Raw genomic sequence first — 16,659 nt, forward strand, 5'->3', positions numbered from 1 at the left:
AGGAGTACAGATGTACTCCTATTAGGATTCTGCTGACAGCTCGCTGACCGGGTGAGTTGCGTTCCAGCGCTCGAAAGCTTCTTGCGTAGTTGTCGCTTCGATCTTCTCGTCGCATTGGTTGCAGGCCGCTACACCGCCGGCCGCGCCGACATCGCGATGACCTTGCTTGCAGGGGTTCATATGCCAGTCGGCATCCTGTTCCGGTTCAGCTACCTCAACCACCAAACTCTTACCGCAGCAGTGACAGAAGTTCATGCCGTTCTCAGCTGGGCCGTCATCGTGGAATGACCAGGTCGAGCCGCAGGCGTTGTTCCAGATTCCGCTGTCGTCATCTTGGCTCCACTCACAATCTCCGCCGGCGAAGTCATCAATCCGCTGATCCGCTGCGTTCAGGAGTAGCTGCAGGGCTTGCTCCCGGGCTGCCGATTCCTCAAGCGCCCTGGACAACCAGCGGATCCGATCCTTGCCGGCGGTGAGCCAGACAACCGCCGAGTGATAGCCGGGTGTCTTGCGGAGCAGCGCGTTGATATTCAGAGGCTCGTTCCCATGCAGGAACACGCCGTTGGCCAGTTCGTCATCGGTCAGCTCACCGAGAGTCAACGCCGCCCGCTGGCAGTTGTAGTGGTCGCCGTGCGGATCGGCTTGGCCGTCTTGCCGCCACCTCGCGGCCGGGGTCTTCTGTGCTTCGTTCATAAACCCAACTCCCTTCAATTGTCAGTACCCGTGTAGGTGCGCCAAGGGACCTTGACGCCGTCGACCAGAAAGCCCCAGTCACCACGCCACTTGCTGGTGATGAACAGGGTGATGACACCGCCGGGCGATACCTCGTCGATGCGGTGGTACTCGCCGTGCATCAGTCGGGCGGTGTCACCTGGTAGGCGGTCGATGTGCTCGCTTGCCTGGAACGCCTCGCCGAGAGAGTGCCCTTGCTCGGCTGCCCTCATCAGAAGAGTCTGAAGAACTGGATCATCGGCGGCGAGCAGGCGCTGCTCTCGGTACCAGCCTCGCAGGATTACCGTCCGAGCGTTCCACGGGTGGTCATGCAGATCCCGGTCTTCGTCCGGCCGCATGATGTGGTGGATGCGGAACGACCACGGGCACCACCAGAGCGCCGGCTTGTGCGTCTCCCGGCTGTAAGGGTTGAACAGCCACCAGCGGCCCATGTACATCTCGGCGCCGTCGGCGGACATGATGTGCAGGTAAGGCGTGCGCTTGGCGCGGGCGATGAGCCAGGCGGCAATGGCCGGGCGGGCAAGCAGCTTGGCGGCCAGGCGCCAGAAGAGATTGATCATGCTGCCTCCGTAACTGGCCGGAACACGCACTTGCACTCGTCAAAGTGGGCAATGACGGTACCGGCTGCATCGAAGTACTTCACGTTCCAGGTTGGATGGCAGTTGTGCGTGTGCTTCCCGTACTTCAGCTGGTTGGCGAACTGGACGTCGAGATTGGCTGAACCGTTCATGTCTATGATCGTTCCGAGATCCCCTTCCACCTCGACCATCATCCCCAGCATGGCGAACTCAATGCCGCGGTTTCGGATCATTCCCTCGACGAACTGCTGGGCCTTCGTTTTCTTGGTGTTTCGTTTTTCTGTGGGCATGGGGCGTCCTATGCCGGGTCATGCCCGGTCGGTGAGTGTCAGGGAGTTATTCGCAGAGCCCGTAGGCTGAAGAGCAACTGTTCTGGCTGTCGGTGCGAACGATCAGGTCGACCATGTCGAACTGGCGGCCTCCGCGCGCGGTGTTGCTCCAATCGACGATCCGGTCAATGCCGTGCGTTACGGCGCTCACCTTGTCATCCGATCTTACGGTGGGGTCGGTCACGGTGGCGAAGAACGTGGCCGCTCCACGTTTGCTGGCAATGCTCACCAGTCGTTCCCACTCGCGCACGCGGTCAACTTCCTCTGGCCACCTGGCGGCGATTTGCCTGAGCTCGTCTTTCGCACACATGATGCAGGGCATGCACCCCACACGATTGCAGCCTTGCAAGTAGAGCGGGTTTGGCTTGATGCCGGCCGCGCGATGAGCCTCGAAAACTGAATCAACTGTCCATTTCAGGATCGGGCGGTAGTTGAACAGGCCGCCTCCAACCTCGTCGCACTCTGGCAAGTACTTGCGAGCCGGCGACTCATCGGCTCGAACACCTTGCCAGGACAGCAGCATGTTCTCGCCGTCCATGAGTGGCAGGTATACCTGCTCAATGATGGGGTTGCGCTTGAGCTCATCGGTGCAGAAGCGCGCTTTGGTGCTGGGGAATCGGCCTTTCCACAGGCATAAGTCCAGGAATGGGTTGCCGGTAGGGTGTAGAACTTCCAGCGCACCAAGCACCACGGATTCCGCCACACCTTTCTCGCGCCACTTGGTCTCTATGAATTTGCGCTTCCCGGCGATCTGCCTGGAGAAGTCTGCCTTCACCCAGCGGATGGGAACGCCAGTGGCTTCGGCCAGGTAATGGAGGTAGTCATATGTCTCTGGATGCTCATGCCCGGTGTCAGCAACTACTGCGCTGAGGTTCGGCACCTCCAGCTCGAGGGCGACCAGCAGCGTAGCCGTGCTGTCTTTACCGCCGCTCATGCTGACGATGTTGTGAGTAGGCATAGGGGATCCTCGCCGGCTGGCGTGATTCAGTGAAGTGGGTTTATTTCTTCGGGTAGGTCTTTGTCAGCGCGCCGTTGACTGCATGGCCGCGCTTCAGCACGACATTGGCCAGCTTCTCGCGGTCTTTTGCGCTGTGGCTGGCCTGACTCAGCAGGCCGAAGTAGCTGTTGGCCGTTTCCCGAAGGTCTTCGGCCGGTGCTGCGGCGGTGCGTTTCAGTGCCTGAGCCAGCGAACGCTTTCTTGTTGTCCGCCGCCAGGGCTTGATGACGTGGCCAACGAAGTCGACGCCGCGGTCTACCGGTTGCAGGATGGTTTTCGTTGGGTTCAGCTTGGCGCCAAGGCTGGGCAGGAACTCTTCGACCTGTGCCAGCCACGCGTTGAGCTGTTGCGGCGATTCATGCAGGAAAACGAAGTCATCGACGTAGCGGACGTAATGCCTGGCGCCGAGCGTGTGCTTGGCGAACTGGTCCAGCGCGTCGAGGTAGACGTTGGCGAAAAACTGCGATGACAGGTTGCCGATGGGCAGGCCGAGGCGAGCAGGTTGCGCGGTCAGCCGCTTGTGCTGCGGCACCCGATTGAACAGATGGGCCGGGCTGCGCACCTCGTAGTCTTCGCGAGGATCGTGCATCAGGATCTGTTCGGCGAGTGCCAGCCACCAGTGTTCGGTGATCTTGGCGGCCAACTGCCGGCGCAGGACCTCTTTGTCGATCGCGACGAAGAAGTTGGCCAAGTCGCATTTCAGGTAGAAGACCGGCGTCGACCAGTTCTGGCTGGCGCTTCGTATCTTCGCCTCAAGCCGGGTGGCAGCGTACAGCGTGCCGCGGCCGGGAATGCATGCGCAACTGTCCGTGATGAAGCTGGCGTAGAAGCGCGGGGCCACACGGTTGTACAGCAGGTGGTGGGCGACGCGGTCCCGGAAGGCGGCAGCCCATACCTCGCGGGCTTTTGGCCGGGTGACCACGAAGCATATCGATCGGCCTGGCCGGTAAGTGCCGGCAATCAGGTCGTCGTGTAGCGCCATCAGATTGAGTTCCAAATCCATTTCGAAAGCCAGCGCGCTGGCGCTGTTGCGCTTCGTGCGGCGGCAGTCGTAGTAGGCCTGAACAAGCTCGCTGAACGGGTAGGGACCAACAGTCGAATCTGCGGACGGGGCGGACGAGGAGCTCGCCGCTCTTGCCGTAGAAGTCCTGACTGCCATCATCGAAGTACATGAAGAATGCGCTGTAGGCGGAGCGCTGCGAACTCGACCAGTAGACACCCTTGGTGATCAGGTCATAAGCCCAGATCTGATAGAGCTGGGTGGGTGCTGGTAGATCGAAGTCCGTGTGCCCATCAGCGGTATACGCTCGGGCGGCTTCGGCTGCGGGGTGGTCGCCGGCGGCAATCAGTGCATCCGTGTTCGCCTTGCCGTCCCACTTGCTGGTACCGGCAGATTCCTTTCCGCGTCCACCCCACTCGTTTTCACCGACATCGTCCTTGGCGAGGATCAGGTAGTGTTCTGGCACATCGCCGCGTGCCGGAACGAACCCGCCGTTGATGCCGCCTTGGCCTGGCCAGTAATCGCCGATGGCCGGTGTGGCGGTAGCAGCAACGGGCAGCATGCTGGCCAACCGAGGCAAGCCTGAAACTTGCTTGTTGCCGTAGAAATTGATGGTCAGGTTGGTGACCTTGATTGGTGAAGGCTTCATGTGATACCTCATTGTTTCCAGTCAGGCGCCGCCCTCCGTGACCGGATGCGACAGTGGGTTGGTGGTTATTCGTCGTTGCAGATGCGAAGGGCTTCGCGGTTATAGGCGAGCGTCAGTTTTGCCGACACGTTTTCGGTTATCTCGTAACTGTGTCGCGGCGGGGCAAGCATCGGGATCGAATTTTGAGGCCCCATCGCATGCAGGTGGTGAATCATCAGCGTGATGGCCTCACCCTGTTCCTCGATACCTCCCCAGGCCATCAGATCAGCAAGTGCTTGGCGTGTTCCAGCCATGCAGTGCAGTCTGATTTCTTCCTCGCCGCGAGTCTTCTTCTTCGCCGCGGCTTTCGCTGACCGTTCCGCGTTGCTCTTGGCCATAGGCTACCCCTTCAATTCCACTGACCGGCAAGTCCAGCCATGTTTGTCGTCGGCGCTGGCGCACCTGGTGGTTGATTCGTCTCATTGGGACGCCGGGAAGTCGAGCGAATGCTCGGCAATAAGCTTTCGGCAAAGCGTTTCACTGATGCCGATATGCTTGCTGGCCTTGTAGCGCGTCATGCCGGCGGCTTTGCACTCCATCAGCCGGCCGGCCAACTCTCGTCTTTCCTCATCGCCGATAACGCGGCCGCGCTTGCTCTTCGCTGTCTCAATGGTCCGGTATCCATACGCCGGCTTCGCCACCTGCTCGACGCCCGGGCTGTCTTTGCCAATACCGGTCGGGATCAACTGAGCCTGACCGCCAGATGCAAAGAAGGCAGCTTTCGCCGCCTCCAGTCCACTTTGCCGTTTTGCGGCTTCTTCGATTGCTTGGTCCATATCAGGCACCGTTCAGGTGATGGTGTGGGGCGAAGGGGATGGCCGTGGCGGCGCTTCCACTTGATGTCTACGCCGCACACCAGGCGTTCCGCCGAATGCTCAAGCCATTCCGTCACTTCGTCGCTCTCGCTGACCTCTGGAGGCAACTGAGCGTCGTAACGCTCCTGGCATATCTTCAATGCTGCGTTCATGGTGCCTCCAGAGTGGCGGGTCAGTCGTAGTAGTCTTGATCAGCCAGGTACTCGGAATGCTCATTCACAAGCCATTCCTCCATCGAGGCGATTTCTGATTCAGTCATGAAGCTGGTGTCGTCCTTCGACTCCCAATTGATTTCGCAATGTCCGAAGTACTCATCGGGATCAGCGGCTTGGGAGCTGAAGTTTCCTTTTCGAGCGGAGTAATATTCGACGGTCAGATTGATGGAGATGTCCTCTCCATCCTTGACTGTCCAATATTCGTAAGTGCGGGCCATGAATGCCTCCAGGGTGGCGTTATTCGGTGGGCCGGGTCAGATCGTTGATCGACTTGATAACGTTCAGAATGTGTTGCGCCTGAACTTCCATGGTCTGATCGGACTTGTTTTGTTGGCAGGTTGAGTCAGAGTCAGCCTGCTGCCAGTAAATCTGCCCAAGTGAGAAAGACCGGCGCAAAGCACTCTCAACCATTGCGACGATTTCAGCGGTCAAGGCCGCATCCCGATGCTGTAGTGCGGCGTCATAATCGAGGCGGCTCACAAGCTCAACATGAGCGTCGTCAATACTTGTCACGAGTTTGCGCTGTAGCGCTTCACACGCCGGCATCTCATAGACCACATCGATATCGCCGAGCTCTCGATTATCGAATATCCCCCCAAGCACAAGAGTCGCCAGGGTTTCAACTTCGCTCAGACTGTCGCTGCACTTGATCCAATCGCTCATGGCGACCTCCAGTGTTTGGGGTTAGGCGGAACGGGCGGCGAGCATGGCGTCGGCCAGCTCGTAAGAAGCAGCCGCAATCTTCGCGTTGGTGCTCAAGCCCCACGTATCGGCGTGAGCGCAGATGCCATGCATGGCTTTGGCCGCGAAGTAGTCGCGAACCGTGACCCCGAAACAGGTGCCGTGCCCGCCGTATTCGTTTGCGCCGACAGGGAAAGCCGGCTCTTTGGCATCCACGGCCTGGCACTCAACGCAAACGCCACCGGTCTGCTCCGACTCTTCGATCAGGCTGTTGCACTTCAAGCAAGACCCGAAACGCTCCGGATCTGGTGGCTGGAAATTCATGGCTTTCTCCTTCGCTGATTGATCCAACAAAACTCAGCTGCACTCATCCGTTCCGCTGGTTGCCGTTGGGCGCGGAGGGGAGTGCATGCGGGTGATGTCGGGGAAGGGGGTGCCGGTTACGTCTCCGGCGCGGGCTTCACCGCCGTGGTGCTTGTTGCTGGCTTGATTGCGCGCAAGCCACCCCGCGTTGATGCAGAAGGCCGGACGCTACCCCGGCTCTGGAACGTTCACACTCTGTGTAATGCCCGCAGCCGTGCGCGGTATCACCCGATCTCTCGGTAAAGGCTGCTGTATGCCGCGTGCAGGGGCCTGTTTCCACCCGTAAGTCGGTGTCCAACTACCCACCTTGGTTCCAATCCCCAAGGAGCGATCCCCATCGAGTCATGCCGCTTGTAGCGTGTCTGCGCGACTGAGCATCCAGCCTCCCTTTCCACGCCGCTTCTACATCGGAGAGTGATCGAAACACCAGGGCGCTACCCCTGCTTGGTTCCCGCCGCGTTTATAGTATTGGCCGTCTCGCTTATACCGGCTCAGGAGATTCCCGGGGCTTTGCGATCCTAGCGCTGCAGCCCGCTTGGGCACGCTTCGATCACTCTCCGATGCGGCCTGGTGCTGGGGAATACCAGGCGCTCGGAATGCAGGTGGCCGAATAAGGCCGCTACGTCTATTTGTTGAATGCCTCAGCTCCCACTGGTCCGAGGCCACGTCCGCTTTCATCTGCATCCGTCTGCCCACTCAGCGAATGGACAGAGGCGATGCTTTCGTCACGCAACAGCTTTGCAGTGGTCGAGATCAACGAAGCCGCTCTTGCCTTCCAGGAAGATCACAGCGGTGTGGCCGCCGAACAATGAGGCTTCATCTCTCGTCGCCGCGCGGTACGTTTCGCCGCAACCGACGATTTCTTCGAAGCTGACCACGGTGCCGACCGGGTGTTTGGCGTTCCAGTTGTCGACCTGACGTTGCAGTTGTGCGGCAGTAGGGCGTTTAGGTGCTGGCATTTCTGTCTCTCCGGTTGTTTTCCCAATGCACCCGTCACCAGGTGCATCAGTGAAACTTTCCGTCATTTGTGCGCTTTGGGGTCTTTAAGGTGCTTGTCGAACAGCTTCTTATGGCGGCGAGCGAAACGCGCAACAAACGCCACAGCCAGCAAGGTCAATGCCGCAACGAGAAGCGGGTAGAGCTTGATGCTGAGATAGATGGCCAGCGGTGCACCAACGATTAGCGGGAAGAAAAAAAGAACGGCATCTGTCTTCGTTTCGCCCTTCCTGTCTGTCCACCAAAGGCACTTGCTACTTCCACAGTTGGGGTCGTACTGCGTCCAGCCCCTCAGTTTGGCGAGCGTTTCCAAAACTGGGTTCCGGCCGGGTTCTGAATCATCGACCCAGGCCCATGCATGTCGCCAGGCCTTGCCCACTCCCACGACAATCAGCATCAAGATGAAGCAAGCCACCCCCAAAAGCAGGCAGGCCAATAACTGCACAGGCAAATCGTTTAAAGGGTTCATTCCGCATCTCCGGTTGTCATCCCAAAGCCCGCTCATTGAACGGGCTTCAGTGATGCTTTCCGCCGTGACCCGCTACTGGCGTCGGTCACTGGCCTATCCCAAATTGTTCTTCCAGCCGCGGGCCTTTCGGCTTGTTCTCCCGCTGGATAACTGTTCTTGGCGTTTTACGCTGCACGCCCGGGTCAGTTGCCAACCCTCTGAACCGTTGAGGCCGGTTCATCGCTGCCTTTGAATCTGGTCCGGTGGGATCCGGCAAGGTGATGCGGTGGAGCTAAAGAGCGGCGGGTTTCTCAACCCTTCGCAGCTGGCCCCTGATTGGGTGCCGGTTGCGATGGATGCAAATTAGCAACTGCTAAAATAATTGGCAATAGCAAATGCTAATTTATTTTTCTGTGGACGAAAAAAAGCCCGCTCAATGGCGGGCTGATTTCTGTCTGATTTAACCTATGCTGCTGATTTCTCTAAATTATCTAGAGACTTGGCCCCCTCTGTAGGGCTGCGGACCTGTATGAGGTTGAACTTGAGCTCCTCAACCATATCCTGGAGCAGGAGAATCTTCTCGTTGAAAGATTTTCGACTGGACGCCTTCAGATTAGCTATCTGTAATTCCGAAGGGGTAACGAGGAGAAGGGATGCTTTTTGGTCATGACCGATCAGAGAGTCGTGTCTCTTCAACTGCTCTAGACGGGTAATACGCGAACTAGCGATATCAAACAGATTACTTTGCCTAGCACCTGGCAGCATCCCGCATATGTTCACAGCTAACGCCGAAGAAAAGTAATCACAAGGAAGAGAAATCTCGGAGCCTTTGATAGTTACCGGAACATGTTGTCCGAAATTCCTCGTCAGGCCGGGATTGACCCGAGACATCGCGACTCTCATGCGCTGCCAATAGCTTGTTCGGTCGTAGCCATTGCCAGCTACACCATCAGCATGGAGATCACATAGGCTCGATGTAAGGCTAATACCCTGCAGGATTATGTCATCCAAATCCTCTCCGATTGCCTCCCGTCGCTTGCTAATTGAGACACCGTGGATCCCGCTTGAAAAAATCCCGCTGAACCCAGACCCGGCGAACTCAAGAGCTCTTTGGAGGGCAAGCTCCATCATTGCCCTCATGCCTGGAGCGGCCTCGCCGTAGAGGCACTCCATGGCTTTATCGGAAATCGCCAACTGGCCAGCCAGGTCGTTGCCGTCTGTGGCAACAACTCCGATAGTGAGCCTCTCCCCTGATTGGACAATGGGCTCCATATACACGGCAGCCCAGTTAGCGTGGTAGGAGGGCAGGTCAGGGAATCCGGTGAAATCTGTCTCTTGCTCGATCATTGGGCTAGTCCAAGTGTGCCTTGCCTTAGGTGCATTCCTCCACCGATCAGGTTCGGGATATGATGTACTCGGGCTTGCAAAAACGCCACCACATCCCGGACATGCTCGACAGAAACCTGACAAGGCCCCGGCAGTGCAATCTCCGCATGAGCACCGAAGTCACAGTCGTTCAGGGGCAGCGCTTCGTCATTGATCAGCTGAGCGCTTCTGCGCTTTTCAAATTCGCTGACATCTTGGATTAGTCGATTCAGCAAGTGGTTGCAGATGGTTCGATGAGGCGCCGTCAGCGAATCCCCTAAGGCTTCCTCATGATCAATAAGCCAAAGCTTTCCATCGGCCCCCAGCAGAACATTTCTGAGGTTCCGATCAGCATTGGCTATCAGTTCATCAAAGACAACGGAAACTCGCTTGCTCGACCAAGTGTTCAATACGTGACTGACTTCGTCCGGCCTGACAATCCTTGCAATCGGCTTGGCGCCCGTATCGACGCTAGCTAGACATATGACTCTCGGCGTAGTTACTCCGACTTGTGAGCCGCGAGCTACCACCACCGAAGTGTATGGAATAGGAAGGCCCAGGTGTCGCCCGAGCAGCGCACTCAGCACCTCTGCATACATTTGCTTTGGAGGGAGCAGTTTTACGTAGGCGTGATACTGGTGCCCGCCAGGAAAACGGACAAGCCCATAGAAAAGGGGATGCTGCCCTCTGAGCTCTTTGTCTTCAATGGCATCACCATTTACATAGACGCCCAGCGTTGGGTCAGTTAGAGCGTTTCTTTTTGGTTGGTTCATCTTTCTTAGCGCTATCCGTAGGCTGCGATTTCTTCAGGCCGTGCTGAAGCATCCTGAGCATGTCATCAACATTTTCTCCGTCTTGCGATCCGGCAAAAACAGCATCCGTCAGGCCGCCTAATTTTTCTGGAACGGAAGTTATTGTCTGAGCTTCGTTCTTCTTGACCAGATGCGCGACAAGCTTTCTAACCATCTCAATATCAGCCGCGTTCAACCGTCCTTCGGTAATCGCGATCGCAATCGTTTTGGCTAGAGCTGGAGCTACATAGGAAGTACCTGCGGCGGCGCTTACTCCAGATACAGGGGTATCTGAATCGGACCCAACTGCAGGCCTAGCTAGATAGTCTTTAGGTAGCCCAATCTTTTTTTCCATATTTGCAGCAGCTCTCTCTCCGAAAGACCTATGGCCGTTGAGAATTTGAGAGATGTAGGACGCGTCCAAGTCGTGCTGGTTCGCAAAGTCCTTTAGCTGACTGTCGCCTATTAATTGGCGGAGCGCCCTCAAGCGCAATTCGTTGGTATCCATGGATGAATCATCGCTGTCAGTTAGCATTCAGTAAATTACGTATTGCTATTGCTTCGCGCATTAGCAAACGCTAATCTGAGAGGCAATACGGAGGCGCACCCATGAATCTTCACGACTACATCAAGCCATTCGACAAAAACGCCCTGGAGATTTTTGCGGGTAGCTGCGGGACGACTGTCGGCCAACTCAAGCAAGTTGCTTACGGCTATCGCCGTCCCGGGGCAGCCCTCGCGATCTGCATTGAGCGCGAATCCTCTCGATCCGTGACATGCGAAGAGATGCGTCCGGACATCGATTGGGCGTACCTGCGAAGTTCAGAACCCACCAAATCCGCCGCCTAAACCAAGCACCTCTACCCCGAAAGCGGAAGTGAACCCATGGCCTACGGAAACAAGACGCATCGCAACACTCACCAGCTGAAGTCTCGCCTCAATGACGACGCTTACGCCGCTCTCCAAGTGGAAGCGTTGGCTCGTGAGATTCAGCCGGGCGCCTTGGTTCGCGACCTCACCTTAGCCGCTCTGCGGTTCAAGGAGGATTACGGGTACTTCCCATTGGTAGATGACGGCGAGTCGTCCGAACTGGACGGCTTTCCAGCCCTGGGCGAACTGGCCCGCGAGCTGAAAATTCAACCTGGTGCGCTAGTGCGCGAACTTATCCGGTCAGCCCTGCAAGCCAAGCGAGAGCAGGACGCCAATCCCCAGATTAACGACAAGAAGCTCAGCGCCTGATCAGGCCATGGAGGAGGCACCAATGTCCGCAACACCTGAAGTAGGGCGGTACACGCAGGACGAGAAGGACGAGCTTGAGCGCTGGGCTGATGAGGTTGGTATCGACATGGATCAACTCGCTGACCGGATTTTGCAAATGACAGAGCTGGCGGTCGAGCGTCGCAGCGCTGCTCGCATTGCGGCGGATAAAACAACCCCGCGAAGACGCCTCGCCGATCACTACGCGCAAGAAGCTCGGACAGGAAACGTGTTTTCAATTTTTCCTTCGAGGTAACACCCCGGCCCCTTATTAGGGGCCACCGCAACAACGATTGGGGTAAGCGGGGCTGGCACCTCATTAGGGGCCAAGAAGAAAAGTAGGTCATGGATTCGTCCCTGATCAGTTGATGAGCGAATGATCGCGGATCAGGTGGCAACGGGCCACGTAACAATTTCAGAGGTGTGACATGCAGGAGTTGATGAAGGCTATTTACGAAGTGGTCGACGACCACGGCACCAGGAAGATTGCTGAGGGCGCCGACTTCAAGTCTCGGACCCTGCTCTCGCAAAAGGCCAACCCTGATTACGACACCCATCGCATGAACGTGGAAGAGCTGCACCGGATCATGAAGTTCACCCAGGACTTCCGTCCGCTGAAAGCCTGGGCCGAGTCCTTCGGTTTCGACCTTGTCCCCAAAGAAAAGCCGGACGGCATCAACTTGAATACCGCGCTGCTTCGCCTGCACGCCGATCTGGCCGACGTGACCCGTCTTGCGTTCGATGCCCAGGCTGATGGCCGCGTCTGTTCTCGCGAGAAGTCGGTCCTGCTCAAAGAGGCCGAGGAAGTGATCGTCAGCCTTGAAGTATTCAAGCAGTCAGTGAAGGCCGCCTGATGAAAGCCGAACTGACACTTCAAATAAATGCTCAGCCCGGTCTTTCCGAGCTTGAGGGCCTATTTGCCACCCTTGAACAGGTTCTCGCCGACGCTCCTCACCTTCGACTGAAGGTCCTCGATCTGCTTTTCACCCTCAGCGACGGCAGCCTCAAACCCGGCTTTGTCGAGTTGGTGGCGATTCCCGCATTCGGGGCAGATGGTCAATCGGTCATTGAGCTTCAGGTCACCAACCGATTGAGGGAATTGGTGGCTGCACTCACCGCAGGTGATCTTGAAGTTCTGGGTATCAATTAAAGACATGTCCGGCCTCCGAGGCCTTTTCGTGTGGAAGCAAAAAGCTACCACGGATGCGCCGGACACCTATAACGCCTGAATCGCAGGCACAAAAAAGCCGGGTTCACGGCCCGGCTCATTGCTACATCAGCGAGGCAATAATGAATACACAATCAATCCCCGTCAATACCCCGAACAATGTCGCGACACGTTTTCTGCAAACGCAAAACGTGTCGCGGAATGAAACCATGAGCAGCTTTGAGCTTCTGGACCTGGTCAACTCGGCGCGGTCCTCGTTCGGTGAGGGAGAAGTCCGGCGCAATGATTTCGCTGCTCGCTGCAAGGATGAGCTGGAAGGGGAGTACTACGAAACTTTCGTAGTGAAGAACGCCAACAATACCGAGTCCGAAGGCATCCGGATGACCAAGGATCAGTGCATGTGCGTGCTGATGCGGGAGTCAAAGGCCGTGCGCCGCAAGGTAGTGATTCGACTGAACGAGCTCGACGCCAAGCCAGCCTTTGATTACGCCGCCGCCCTCAGCGACCCGCGCACCTTGCTGGCTTTGCTCACCGACAATGTGAAGAAGGTTGTCGCCCTGGAAGCCGACAACACCGAGCTTTCCAATGAAAACCTGATGATCGAGCAGAAGGTCGCCGCCGACGCGCCGAAGACAGCTTTCTTCGACGCGGTGATCAGCGGTGTGACCACGCCGTAATACGGCTTCCCAATAGCCCAGGCGCCGGAGTCGGCGCCTGCCGCTTTCGAGGTGACTCATGAAAGTGATCTACACGGACAAACCGGGCAATGAGCGCGGCGTGTGCTACCGGCTGCTCAGCGAGTTCTTCGGTGTGATCGGCACCGCTACCGAGGTGGTCATAGAGGGCGATGCCCCGGACATCTTCGATGCGTACCAAGCAGCCGGTATCAAGGTTTCCGGTGGCAACGATGAGGACGAACTGGAAACTGATCCGCTCAAAATGAAGGTTCCCGAACTGAAAGAGTGGCTGACTGCCAAGGGCATCGCCTTCGACGCAACCGCCAAGAAAGAAGACCTGCAGGCCCTGGTGCCAGCGGAATAAGGACTGCACATGACCGACTTCATCACTGTTGCCGATGTTGATGCCTCGCTGGGTCCTGGCTGGGCCGGCACCGGTGATCCGGTCCTTGCTGTGGCCATGGCCAACGCCTGGCTCACCGCCAAGATTCAACGGGTTGTTCCTGATCCGGTTCCGACCGAGATCAAAACAGCCGGCGCCCAGGTCGCCAAAGAGGCTGCGGGGGGCAATTTGTACAAGGCCACCCAGAAAGAAGTGCTCAGCAAGACGGTGTCCGCTCAGTCTGGCACCTCGACGAGCAAGACTTACGCCGCTGGGTCAACGGATCTGTCCGCCGGCGAGAATTTTGCCTTGGCTCTGCTGGTGCCGTGGACCAAGCGCTCCGGCGTGATGATGCTCAAGAGGATCTGATCATGGGCATGCGCGATGAGATTCAGGCTGAGATGGCTGAAGCGTTCGACGATCCCGATGGGCTGGCGGATGCCGTGAAGCCAGTGGTCGGCATCCGGAAGGTGAAAGGTGAATACGACCCCGGCACTGGCACGGCGCCGGAGGTGACCACCACCTACGGTGGCCGGGGGGTGTTCGGCAGCTATCTAGCCAGGGAAATCGACGGGTCGTTGATCCAGACGACCGACGAAAAACTGCTGATCCTGCAGAACGAGTTGCTCGTCATGGTTGAGGGAGTGCCGACGGAGATGATTGCCGAACCGAAAATCGGCGACATCATTGGCGGGAAGCGCGCCCTAAACGTCAGCCAGGACCCGGTGGGCGCCACCTGGACGATTCAGTTGAGGAAGTGACGTGAGCAAATACTCAGGCCTCAACGGCAGCTTTGCCGAGAGCATTCGGCAATTCGCCGAGCAGGCCCAGGCCGGGCTCGACGCCATGGGCGAGGTGATCGGCATCTTCCACACCCACCCGGATGCGACCAGTCGGCCGTCCCCGCATGACCTGGCCATGTGCGAAGCCACGGCCTTGCCCTGGCACATCCTGAGTTGGCCGGAAGGCGATCTGCGCAGCATCACCCCGACCGGCAGCACGCCGCTACTCAACCGGCCATTCGTGCACGGCGCTTGGGATTGCTGGCAGGTCTGTGCTGATTGGTACAAGCGCGAGTGGGGGCTGGAGTTCGAAGCCTTCAAGCGAGTCGATGGCTGGTGGGAGAACGCAGACGGCGAAAGCCTGTACGAGTCGAACTACGAGGCGGCCGGGTTCGTGAGGGTGGATCGACCGCAACGCGGCGACATGGTCGTCATGGCCGTCGGGCGTACGGCTCACCCGAACCATGCAGGGATTTACCTCGGCGTTGATCCTGCGCTGACCGGCGAAGACTCGAACACCTTCGGCCCCGGGCCATTCCTGCTGCACCACCTGTACGGACGCCCGAGCGAGGTCATCGTTTTCGGCGGGCCTTGGCTTGACCGAACACGCCTGATCCTCAGGCACAAAGATGCACAACCAACCACATGAAGCGGCATGCGTGGGAACTGTTATGAGTGATCTATCAGATTGGCTGGAGGTGCAGAGCCTAACGAATCTTTCACGATTCGCTGGGCGACCTGTAGAGCAGTTACATCAGGTAATAGTCACCGAGGCAATGAAAGATGCAGCGATGGAGTACGTTTACAGCCTGTACGACCAAAACATTACAACCTTCTTGCTGGACGATATCTATAGGATTATGTCAGTGCTTCGTCCGGTAGATCTGGAACCCCACAAAGAGCCTCCTTCACTTGGGCATGGATATCGTCAAATTGCTGAAGCCCCTTTTCCTTCACAAAAGTAGGAATATCGGAGGAAGACAAGACTGCAATCACCATCATTAAAGTGTTGATGCGGAGTAGCCCCAACGAAATAGATTGTAGCTCTGGAAGGGTAAACACCTGTCTGCCGGCAACGTTGCCGTGGTTCATACTCAAGAAGTTAACAACTTCAGCAGTATTCTCACCTTCTGGTGATAGGCCCCAATGCCAGTGAGCAACAACATTTCGCGCATTGGAGAGCTTCCGGTAGTCGGCAACGCATTCATCTATGCGCGAAAGGGTTGCGGGATAAATTGCTGACTCGTTCGATCTCCGGAACGCAACGAGCAAATCAAGCAGTGCGTTCGCTTTGAGCTTCAAAGATCGAGTAATTAACTGAGATTGGGCTTCTTCCAATCCGGAAATTGCTGCGAAAAGACCATACAACCCTTGATCGCATAAGGCATGGTTTATCACGATCTGACCAATTTCGCATTTCATTGCATCGCTAGGGCCGGCGAGGTTGCCGAACTGTTCACTCACATTGACCTCCAGGTCCTATCCGCGCCGATATTGGCGCATCCCCAGTCCTTGGGCTTGCAGGCAAAGGACTGGGAAATCCGTTGCGTGGAGGCAGGAGGCTACTACGGAGGGTGGCTTGGCGTTACTGGGGATTCGTACAGGGACGATTGATGATAGATTTGCTGAAAAACCATAAGGAAGTGTCGAAATGATCAAGGGTGTTTGTTTTGCAGCATTGGTTCTACTGAGCTCGTCGCAGGCTTTCGCAGCGGCGGAGTCCACTTCCGTGAGCATGAGCTTCGAGAAGTGTCAGGCAGTTCAGGCCAACACCATCGCCGAACTAAATGTTCCTTCAGGCGATATAGCGCAAATTGTCAACACATCCGTTCTGACCATCACCAAGATCTACACGGCGGACGGAAGCATTCTTATCAGCTGTAGCAATCCTGATCAGAAGATGGTCATTACAAAGTCGACTGATAGTCGATAACTGCCCCTGATTCTTCTTTGCTCAACCAGTCGCTTGCTTTTTTGCATCTCGCCTTGGTCCTACATTGTCCGCATTTACACAGGAGTGACCTGCATGAGATTTTTTGTAGCGGCGTTGGCCTTGGCGCTGCTTTCTGGCTGCACCGATAGCGGCCCAATAAAGGTCGGCCCGGACACCTACACGATTTCAACGCGAGTTCCTTTCGGTGGCCCTGCTTCTGCAAAAGGGCAGGCCTTGAAAGAGGCAAATGTATTTTGTGAATCCCTGGGTAGGGAAATACTCCTCGACCACATGCAGGCGAGCGAGTGTGCTTTACACGGCGGATGTGGTGAGGCGGAAATATATTTCTTCTGCCTGGCGAAGGGTGATCCGCAGTTGAAGCGTCAGAAATACAGCTCTGATCCAACCCAGAAGATTGAGATCGATCAGCGTTGAAGCTGCTTGGCGAATAACACGGCTGCT

28 protein-coding genes are annotated in these 16,659 nt (G+C 57.0%); 12 read left to right on the forward strand and 16 right to left on the reverse strand.

What is annotated here, in order from left to right; translation table 11 throughout:
- Positions 1–21: 21 nt before the first annotated feature.
- From V5E99_RS06615 to V5E99_RS06685, 15 genes are all read right to left on the reverse strand, one after another.
- Positions 22–693, reverse strand: coding sequence for a hypothetical protein (locus tag V5E99_RS06615; RefSeq protein ID WP_499801708.1), 672 nt, complete (start codon positions 691–693; stop codon positions 22–24).
- 14 nt (positions 694–707) lie between these two features.
- Positions 708–1,292, reverse strand: a complete 585-nt coding sequence (locus tag V5E99_RS06620) for a hypothetical protein (RefSeq protein WP_499801709.1) — start codon at positions 1,290–1,292, stop codon at positions 708–710.
- Positions 1,289–1,600, reverse strand: coding sequence for a hypothetical protein (locus tag V5E99_RS06625; RefSeq protein WP_499801710.1), 312 nt, complete (start codon positions 1,598–1,600; stop codon positions 1,289–1,291). Before V5E99_RS06625 ends, V5E99_RS06620 begins: the two co-directional genes overlap by 4 nt.
- Before the next feature lie 46 nt (positions 1,601–1,646).
- Positions 1,647–2,597, reverse strand: a complete 951-nt coding sequence (locus tag V5E99_RS06630; protein ID WP_499801711.1) for a phosphoadenosine phosphosulfate reductase domain-containing protein — start codon at positions 2,595–2,597, stop codon at positions 1,647–1,649.
- A 40-nt stretch (positions 2,598–2,637) separates the two neighbouring features.
- The gene (locus V5E99_RS06635; RefSeq protein ID WP_499801712.1) at positions 2,638–3,639 is read right to left on the reverse strand and encodes an RNA-directed DNA polymerase; all 1,002 of its coding nucleotides are present in this window, start codon (positions 3,637–3,639) and stop codon (positions 2,638–2,640) included.
- A gap of 711 nt (positions 3,640–4,350) precedes the next feature.
- The gene (locus V5E99_RS06640) at positions 4,351–4,662 is read right to left on the reverse strand and encodes a hypothetical protein (RefSeq protein ID WP_499801713.1); all 312 of its coding nucleotides are present in this window, start codon (positions 4,660–4,662) and stop codon (positions 4,351–4,353) included.
- 81 nt (positions 4,663–4,743) lie between these two features.
- The gene (locus V5E99_RS06645) at positions 4,744–5,100 is read right to left on the reverse strand and encodes a hypothetical protein (RefSeq protein WP_499801714.1); all 357 of its coding nucleotides are present in this window, start codon (positions 5,098–5,100) and stop codon (positions 4,744–4,746) included.
- A 211-nt stretch (positions 5,101–5,311) separates the two neighbouring features.
- On the reverse strand, positions 5,312–5,572 hold the full coding sequence (locus tag V5E99_RS06650; RefSeq protein ID WP_499801715.1) for a hypothetical protein: 261 nt from the start codon (positions 5,570–5,572) through the stop codon (positions 5,312–5,314).
- A 19-nt stretch (positions 5,573–5,591) separates the two neighbouring features.
- Complete coding sequence (locus V5E99_RS06655; RefSeq protein ID WP_499801716.1) at positions 5,592–6,017, reverse strand: hypothetical protein; 426 nt, start codon at positions 6,015–6,017, stop codon at positions 5,592–5,594.
- 21 nt (positions 6,018–6,038) lie between these two features.
- Complete coding sequence (locus tag V5E99_RS06660; protein WP_499801717.1) at positions 6,039–6,359, reverse strand: hypothetical protein; 321 nt, start codon at positions 6,357–6,359, stop codon at positions 6,039–6,041.
- A 764-nt stretch (positions 6,360–7,123) separates the two neighbouring features.
- The gene (locus V5E99_RS06665) at positions 7,124–7,357 is read right to left on the reverse strand and encodes a hypothetical protein (RefSeq protein WP_499801718.1); all 234 of its coding nucleotides are present in this window, start codon (positions 7,355–7,357) and stop codon (positions 7,124–7,126) included.
- A 62-nt stretch (positions 7,358–7,419) separates the two neighbouring features.
- Complete coding sequence (locus V5E99_RS06670) at positions 7,420–7,863, reverse strand: hypothetical protein (protein ID WP_499801719.1); 444 nt, start codon at positions 7,861–7,863, stop codon at positions 7,420–7,422.
- Between the two features lie 444 nt (positions 7,864–8,307).
- On the reverse strand, positions 8,308–9,189 hold the full coding sequence (locus V5E99_RS06675; protein ID WP_499801720.1) for a hypothetical protein: 882 nt from the start codon (positions 9,187–9,189) through the stop codon (positions 8,308–8,310).
- The gene (locus tag V5E99_RS06680; RefSeq protein WP_499801721.1) at positions 9,186–9,980 is read right to left on the reverse strand and encodes a HipA family kinase; all 795 of its coding nucleotides are present in this window, start codon (positions 9,978–9,980) and stop codon (positions 9,186–9,188) included. The genes V5E99_RS06675 and V5E99_RS06680 overlap by 4 nt, the downstream gene beginning before the upstream one ends.
- Positions 9,949–10,506 (reverse strand): helix-turn-helix domain-containing protein, encoded by a 558-nt coding sequence (locus tag V5E99_RS06685; protein WP_499801722.1) that lies wholly within the window; start codon positions 10,504–10,506, stop codon positions 9,949–9,951. The genes V5E99_RS06680 and V5E99_RS06685 overlap by 32 nt, the downstream gene beginning before the upstream one ends.
- Positions 10,507–10,607: 101 nt before the next feature.
- On the opposite strand from V5E99_RS06685, the gene V5E99_RS06690 reads away from it, so the two are divergent.
- The 10 genes from V5E99_RS06690 (at position 10,608) to V5E99_RS06735 (ending at position 14,913) form a co-directional block, all read left to right on the forward strand.
- Positions 10,608–10,847, forward strand: coding sequence for a transcriptional regulator (locus tag V5E99_RS06690; RefSeq protein ID WP_499801723.1), 240 nt, complete (start codon positions 10,608–10,610; stop codon positions 10,845–10,847).
- 36 nt (positions 10,848–10,883) lie between these two features.
- Positions 10,884–11,237 (forward strand): hypothetical protein, encoded by a 354-nt coding sequence (locus tag V5E99_RS06695; RefSeq protein WP_499801724.1) that lies wholly within the window; start codon positions 10,884–10,886, stop codon positions 11,235–11,237.
- A 22-nt stretch (positions 11,238–11,259) separates the two neighbouring features.
- Positions 11,260–11,511, forward strand: coding sequence for a hypothetical protein (locus V5E99_RS06700; RefSeq protein WP_499801725.1), 252 nt, complete (start codon positions 11,260–11,262; stop codon positions 11,509–11,511).
- A 184-nt stretch (positions 11,512–11,695) separates the two neighbouring features.
- Positions 11,696–12,109, forward strand: a complete 414-nt coding sequence (locus tag V5E99_RS06705) for a phage regulatory CII family protein (protein ID WP_499801726.1) — start codon at positions 11,696–11,698, stop codon at positions 12,107–12,109.
- A complete protein-coding gene (locus tag V5E99_RS06710) occupies positions 12,109–12,405 on the forward strand; it encodes a hypothetical protein (protein WP_499801727.1) in 297 nt (98 codons plus the stop codon). The genes V5E99_RS06705 and V5E99_RS06710 overlap by 1 nt, the downstream gene beginning before the upstream one ends.
- A gap of 227 nt (positions 12,406–12,632) precedes the next feature.
- Complete coding sequence (locus V5E99_RS06715; protein WP_499801728.1) at positions 12,633–13,100, forward strand: hypothetical protein; 468 nt, start codon at positions 12,633–12,635, stop codon at positions 13,098–13,100.
- 58 nt (positions 13,101–13,158) lie between these two features.
- The gene (locus tag V5E99_RS06720; RefSeq protein WP_499801729.1) at positions 13,159–13,464 is read left to right on the forward strand and encodes a HeH/LEM domain-containing protein; all 306 of its coding nucleotides are present in this window, start codon (positions 13,159–13,161) and stop codon (positions 13,462–13,464) included.
- 9 nt (positions 13,465–13,473) lie between these two features.
- Positions 13,474–13,851, forward strand: coding sequence for a hypothetical protein (locus tag V5E99_RS06725; protein WP_499801730.1), 378 nt, complete (start codon positions 13,474–13,476; stop codon positions 13,849–13,851).
- A gap of 2 nt (positions 13,852–13,853) precedes the next feature.
- Entirely contained in the window at positions 13,854–14,243 is a 390-nt protein-coding gene (locus V5E99_RS06730) for a hypothetical protein (protein ID WP_499801731.1), read from the forward strand.
- A gap of 1 nt (position 14,244) precedes the next feature.
- On the forward strand, positions 14,245–14,913 hold the full coding sequence (locus V5E99_RS06735) for a Mov34/MPN/PAD-1 family protein (protein WP_499801732.1): 669 nt from the start codon (positions 14,245–14,247) through the stop codon (positions 14,911–14,913).
- Positions 14,914–15,122: 209 nt separating this feature from the next.
- Here V5E99_RS06735 and V5E99_RS06740 read toward each other — a convergent pair whose 3' ends face one another.
- The gene (locus V5E99_RS06740) at positions 15,123–15,728 is read right to left on the reverse strand and encodes a hypothetical protein (protein WP_499801733.1); all 606 of its coding nucleotides are present in this window, start codon (positions 15,726–15,728) and stop codon (positions 15,123–15,125) included.
- Positions 15,729–15,915: 187 nt separating this feature from the next.
- On the opposite strand from V5E99_RS06740, the gene V5E99_RS06745 reads away from it, so the two are divergent.
- Together V5E99_RS06745 and V5E99_RS06750 are read left to right on the forward strand one after the other, a co-directional pair.
- Entirely contained in the window at positions 15,916–16,197 is a 282-nt protein-coding gene (locus V5E99_RS06745) for a hypothetical protein (protein WP_499801734.1), read from the forward strand.
- 93 nt (positions 16,198–16,290) lie between these two features.
- Positions 16,291–16,632 (forward strand): hypothetical protein, encoded by a 342-nt coding sequence (locus V5E99_RS06750; RefSeq protein WP_499801735.1) that lies wholly within the window; start codon positions 16,291–16,293, stop codon positions 16,630–16,632.
- The last annotated feature ends 27 nt before the right edge of the window (positions 16,633–16,659 follow it).

The organism is Janthinobacterium sp. LPB2021202312-11-4, from assembly GCF_037049705.1.
Classification (GTDB): Bacteria; Pseudomonadota; Gammaproteobacteria; order Pseudomonadales; family Pseudomonadaceae; genus Aquipseudomonas.

Excerpts from the sequence above, each read along its gene's own strand:
- V5E99_RS06700 (WP_499801725.1), top strand. The coding sequence starts at position 11,260 with ATGTCCGCAACACCTGAAGTAGGGCGGTACACGCAGGACGAGAAGGAC.
- V5E99_RS06680 (WP_499801721.1), bottom strand. The coding sequence starts at position 9,980 with ATGAACCAACCAAAAAGAAACGCTCTAACTGACCCAACGCTGGGCGTC.
- V5E99_RS06630 (WP_499801711.1), bottom strand. The coding sequence starts at position 2,597 with ATGCCTACTCACAACATCGTCAGCATGAGCGGCGGTAAAGACAGCACG.
- V5E99_RS06650 (WP_499801715.1), bottom strand. The coding sequence starts at position 5,572 with ATGGCCCGCACTTACGAATATTGGACAGTCAAGGATGGAGAGGACATC.
- V5E99_RS06640 (WP_499801713.1), bottom strand. The coding sequence starts at position 4,662 with ATGGCCAAGAGCAACGCGGAACGGTCAGCGAAAGCCGCGGCGAAGAAG.
- V5E99_RS06705 (WP_499801726.1), top strand. The coding sequence starts at position 11,696 with ATGAAGGCTATTTACGAAGTGGTCGACGACCACGGCACCAGGAAGATT.
- V5E99_RS06745 (WP_499801734.1), top strand. The coding sequence starts at position 15,916 with ATGATCAAGGGTGTTTGTTTTGCAGCATTGGTTCTACTGAGCTCGTCG.
- V5E99_RS06665 (WP_499801718.1), bottom strand. The coding sequence starts at position 7,357 with ATGCCAGCACCTAAACGCCCTACTGCCGCACAACTGCAACGTCAGGTC.
- V5E99_RS06645 (WP_499801714.1), bottom strand. The coding sequence starts at position 5,100 with ATGGACCAAGCAATCGAAGAAGCCGCAAAACGGCAAAGTGGACTGGAG.
- V5E99_RS06625 (WP_499801710.1), bottom strand. The coding sequence starts at position 1,600 with ATGCCCACAGAAAAACGAAACACCAAGAAAACGAAGGCCCAGCAGTTC.
- V5E99_RS06730 (WP_499801731.1), top strand. The coding sequence starts at position 13,854 with ATGGGCATGCGCGATGAGATTCAGGCTGAGATGGCTGAAGCGTTCGAC.
- V5E99_RS06675 (WP_499801720.1), bottom strand. The coding sequence starts at position 9,189 with ATGATCGAGCAAGAGACAGATTTCACCGGATTCCCTGACCTGCCCTCC.
- V5E99_RS06670 (WP_499801719.1), bottom strand. The coding sequence starts at position 7,863 with ATGAACCCTTTAAACGATTTGCCTGTGCAGTTATTGGCCTGCCTGCTT.
- V5E99_RS06690 (WP_499801723.1), top strand. The coding sequence starts at position 10,608 with ATGAATCTTCACGACTACATCAAGCCATTCGACAAAAACGCCCTGGAG.
- V5E99_RS06750 (WP_499801735.1), top strand. The coding sequence starts at position 16,291 with ATGAGATTTTTTGTAGCGGCGTTGGCCTTGGCGCTGCTTTCTGGCTGC.
- V5E99_RS06615 (WP_499801708.1), bottom strand. The coding sequence starts at position 693 with ATGAACGAAGCACAGAAGACCCCGGCCGCGAGGTGGCGGCAAGACGGC.
- V5E99_RS06655 (WP_499801716.1), bottom strand. The coding sequence starts at position 6,017 with ATGAGCGATTGGATCAAGTGCAGCGACAGTCTGAGCGAAGTTGAAACC.
- V5E99_RS06695 (WP_499801724.1), top strand. The coding sequence starts at position 10,884 with ATGGCCTACGGAAACAAGACGCATCGCAACACTCACCAGCTGAAGTCT.
- V5E99_RS06620 (WP_499801709.1), bottom strand. The coding sequence starts at position 1,292 with ATGATCAATCTCTTCTGGCGCCTGGCCGCCAAGCTGCTTGCCCGCCCG.
- V5E99_RS06685 (WP_499801722.1), bottom strand. The coding sequence starts at position 10,506 with ATGGATACCAACGAATTGCGCTTGAGGGCGCTCCGCCAATTAATAGGC.
- V5E99_RS06635 (WP_499801712.1), bottom strand. The coding sequence starts at position 3,639 with ATGGATTTGGAACTCAATCTGATGGCGCTACACGACGACCTGATTGCC.
- V5E99_RS06720 (WP_499801729.1), top strand. The coding sequence starts at position 13,159 with ATGAAAGTGATCTACACGGACAAACCGGGCAATGAGCGCGGCGTGTGC.
- V5E99_RS06715 (WP_499801728.1), top strand. The coding sequence starts at position 12,633 with ATGAGCAGCTTTGAGCTTCTGGACCTGGTCAACTCGGCGCGGTCCTCG.
- V5E99_RS06710 (WP_499801727.1), top strand. The coding sequence starts at position 12,109 with ATGAAAGCCGAACTGACACTTCAAATAAATGCTCAGCCCGGTCTTTCC.
- V5E99_RS06725 (WP_499801730.1), top strand. The coding sequence starts at position 13,474 with ATGACCGACTTCATCACTGTTGCCGATGTTGATGCCTCGCTGGGTCCT.
- V5E99_RS06660 (WP_499801717.1), bottom strand. The coding sequence starts at position 6,359 with ATGAATTTCCAGCCACCAGATCCGGAGCGTTTCGGGTCTTGCTTGAAG.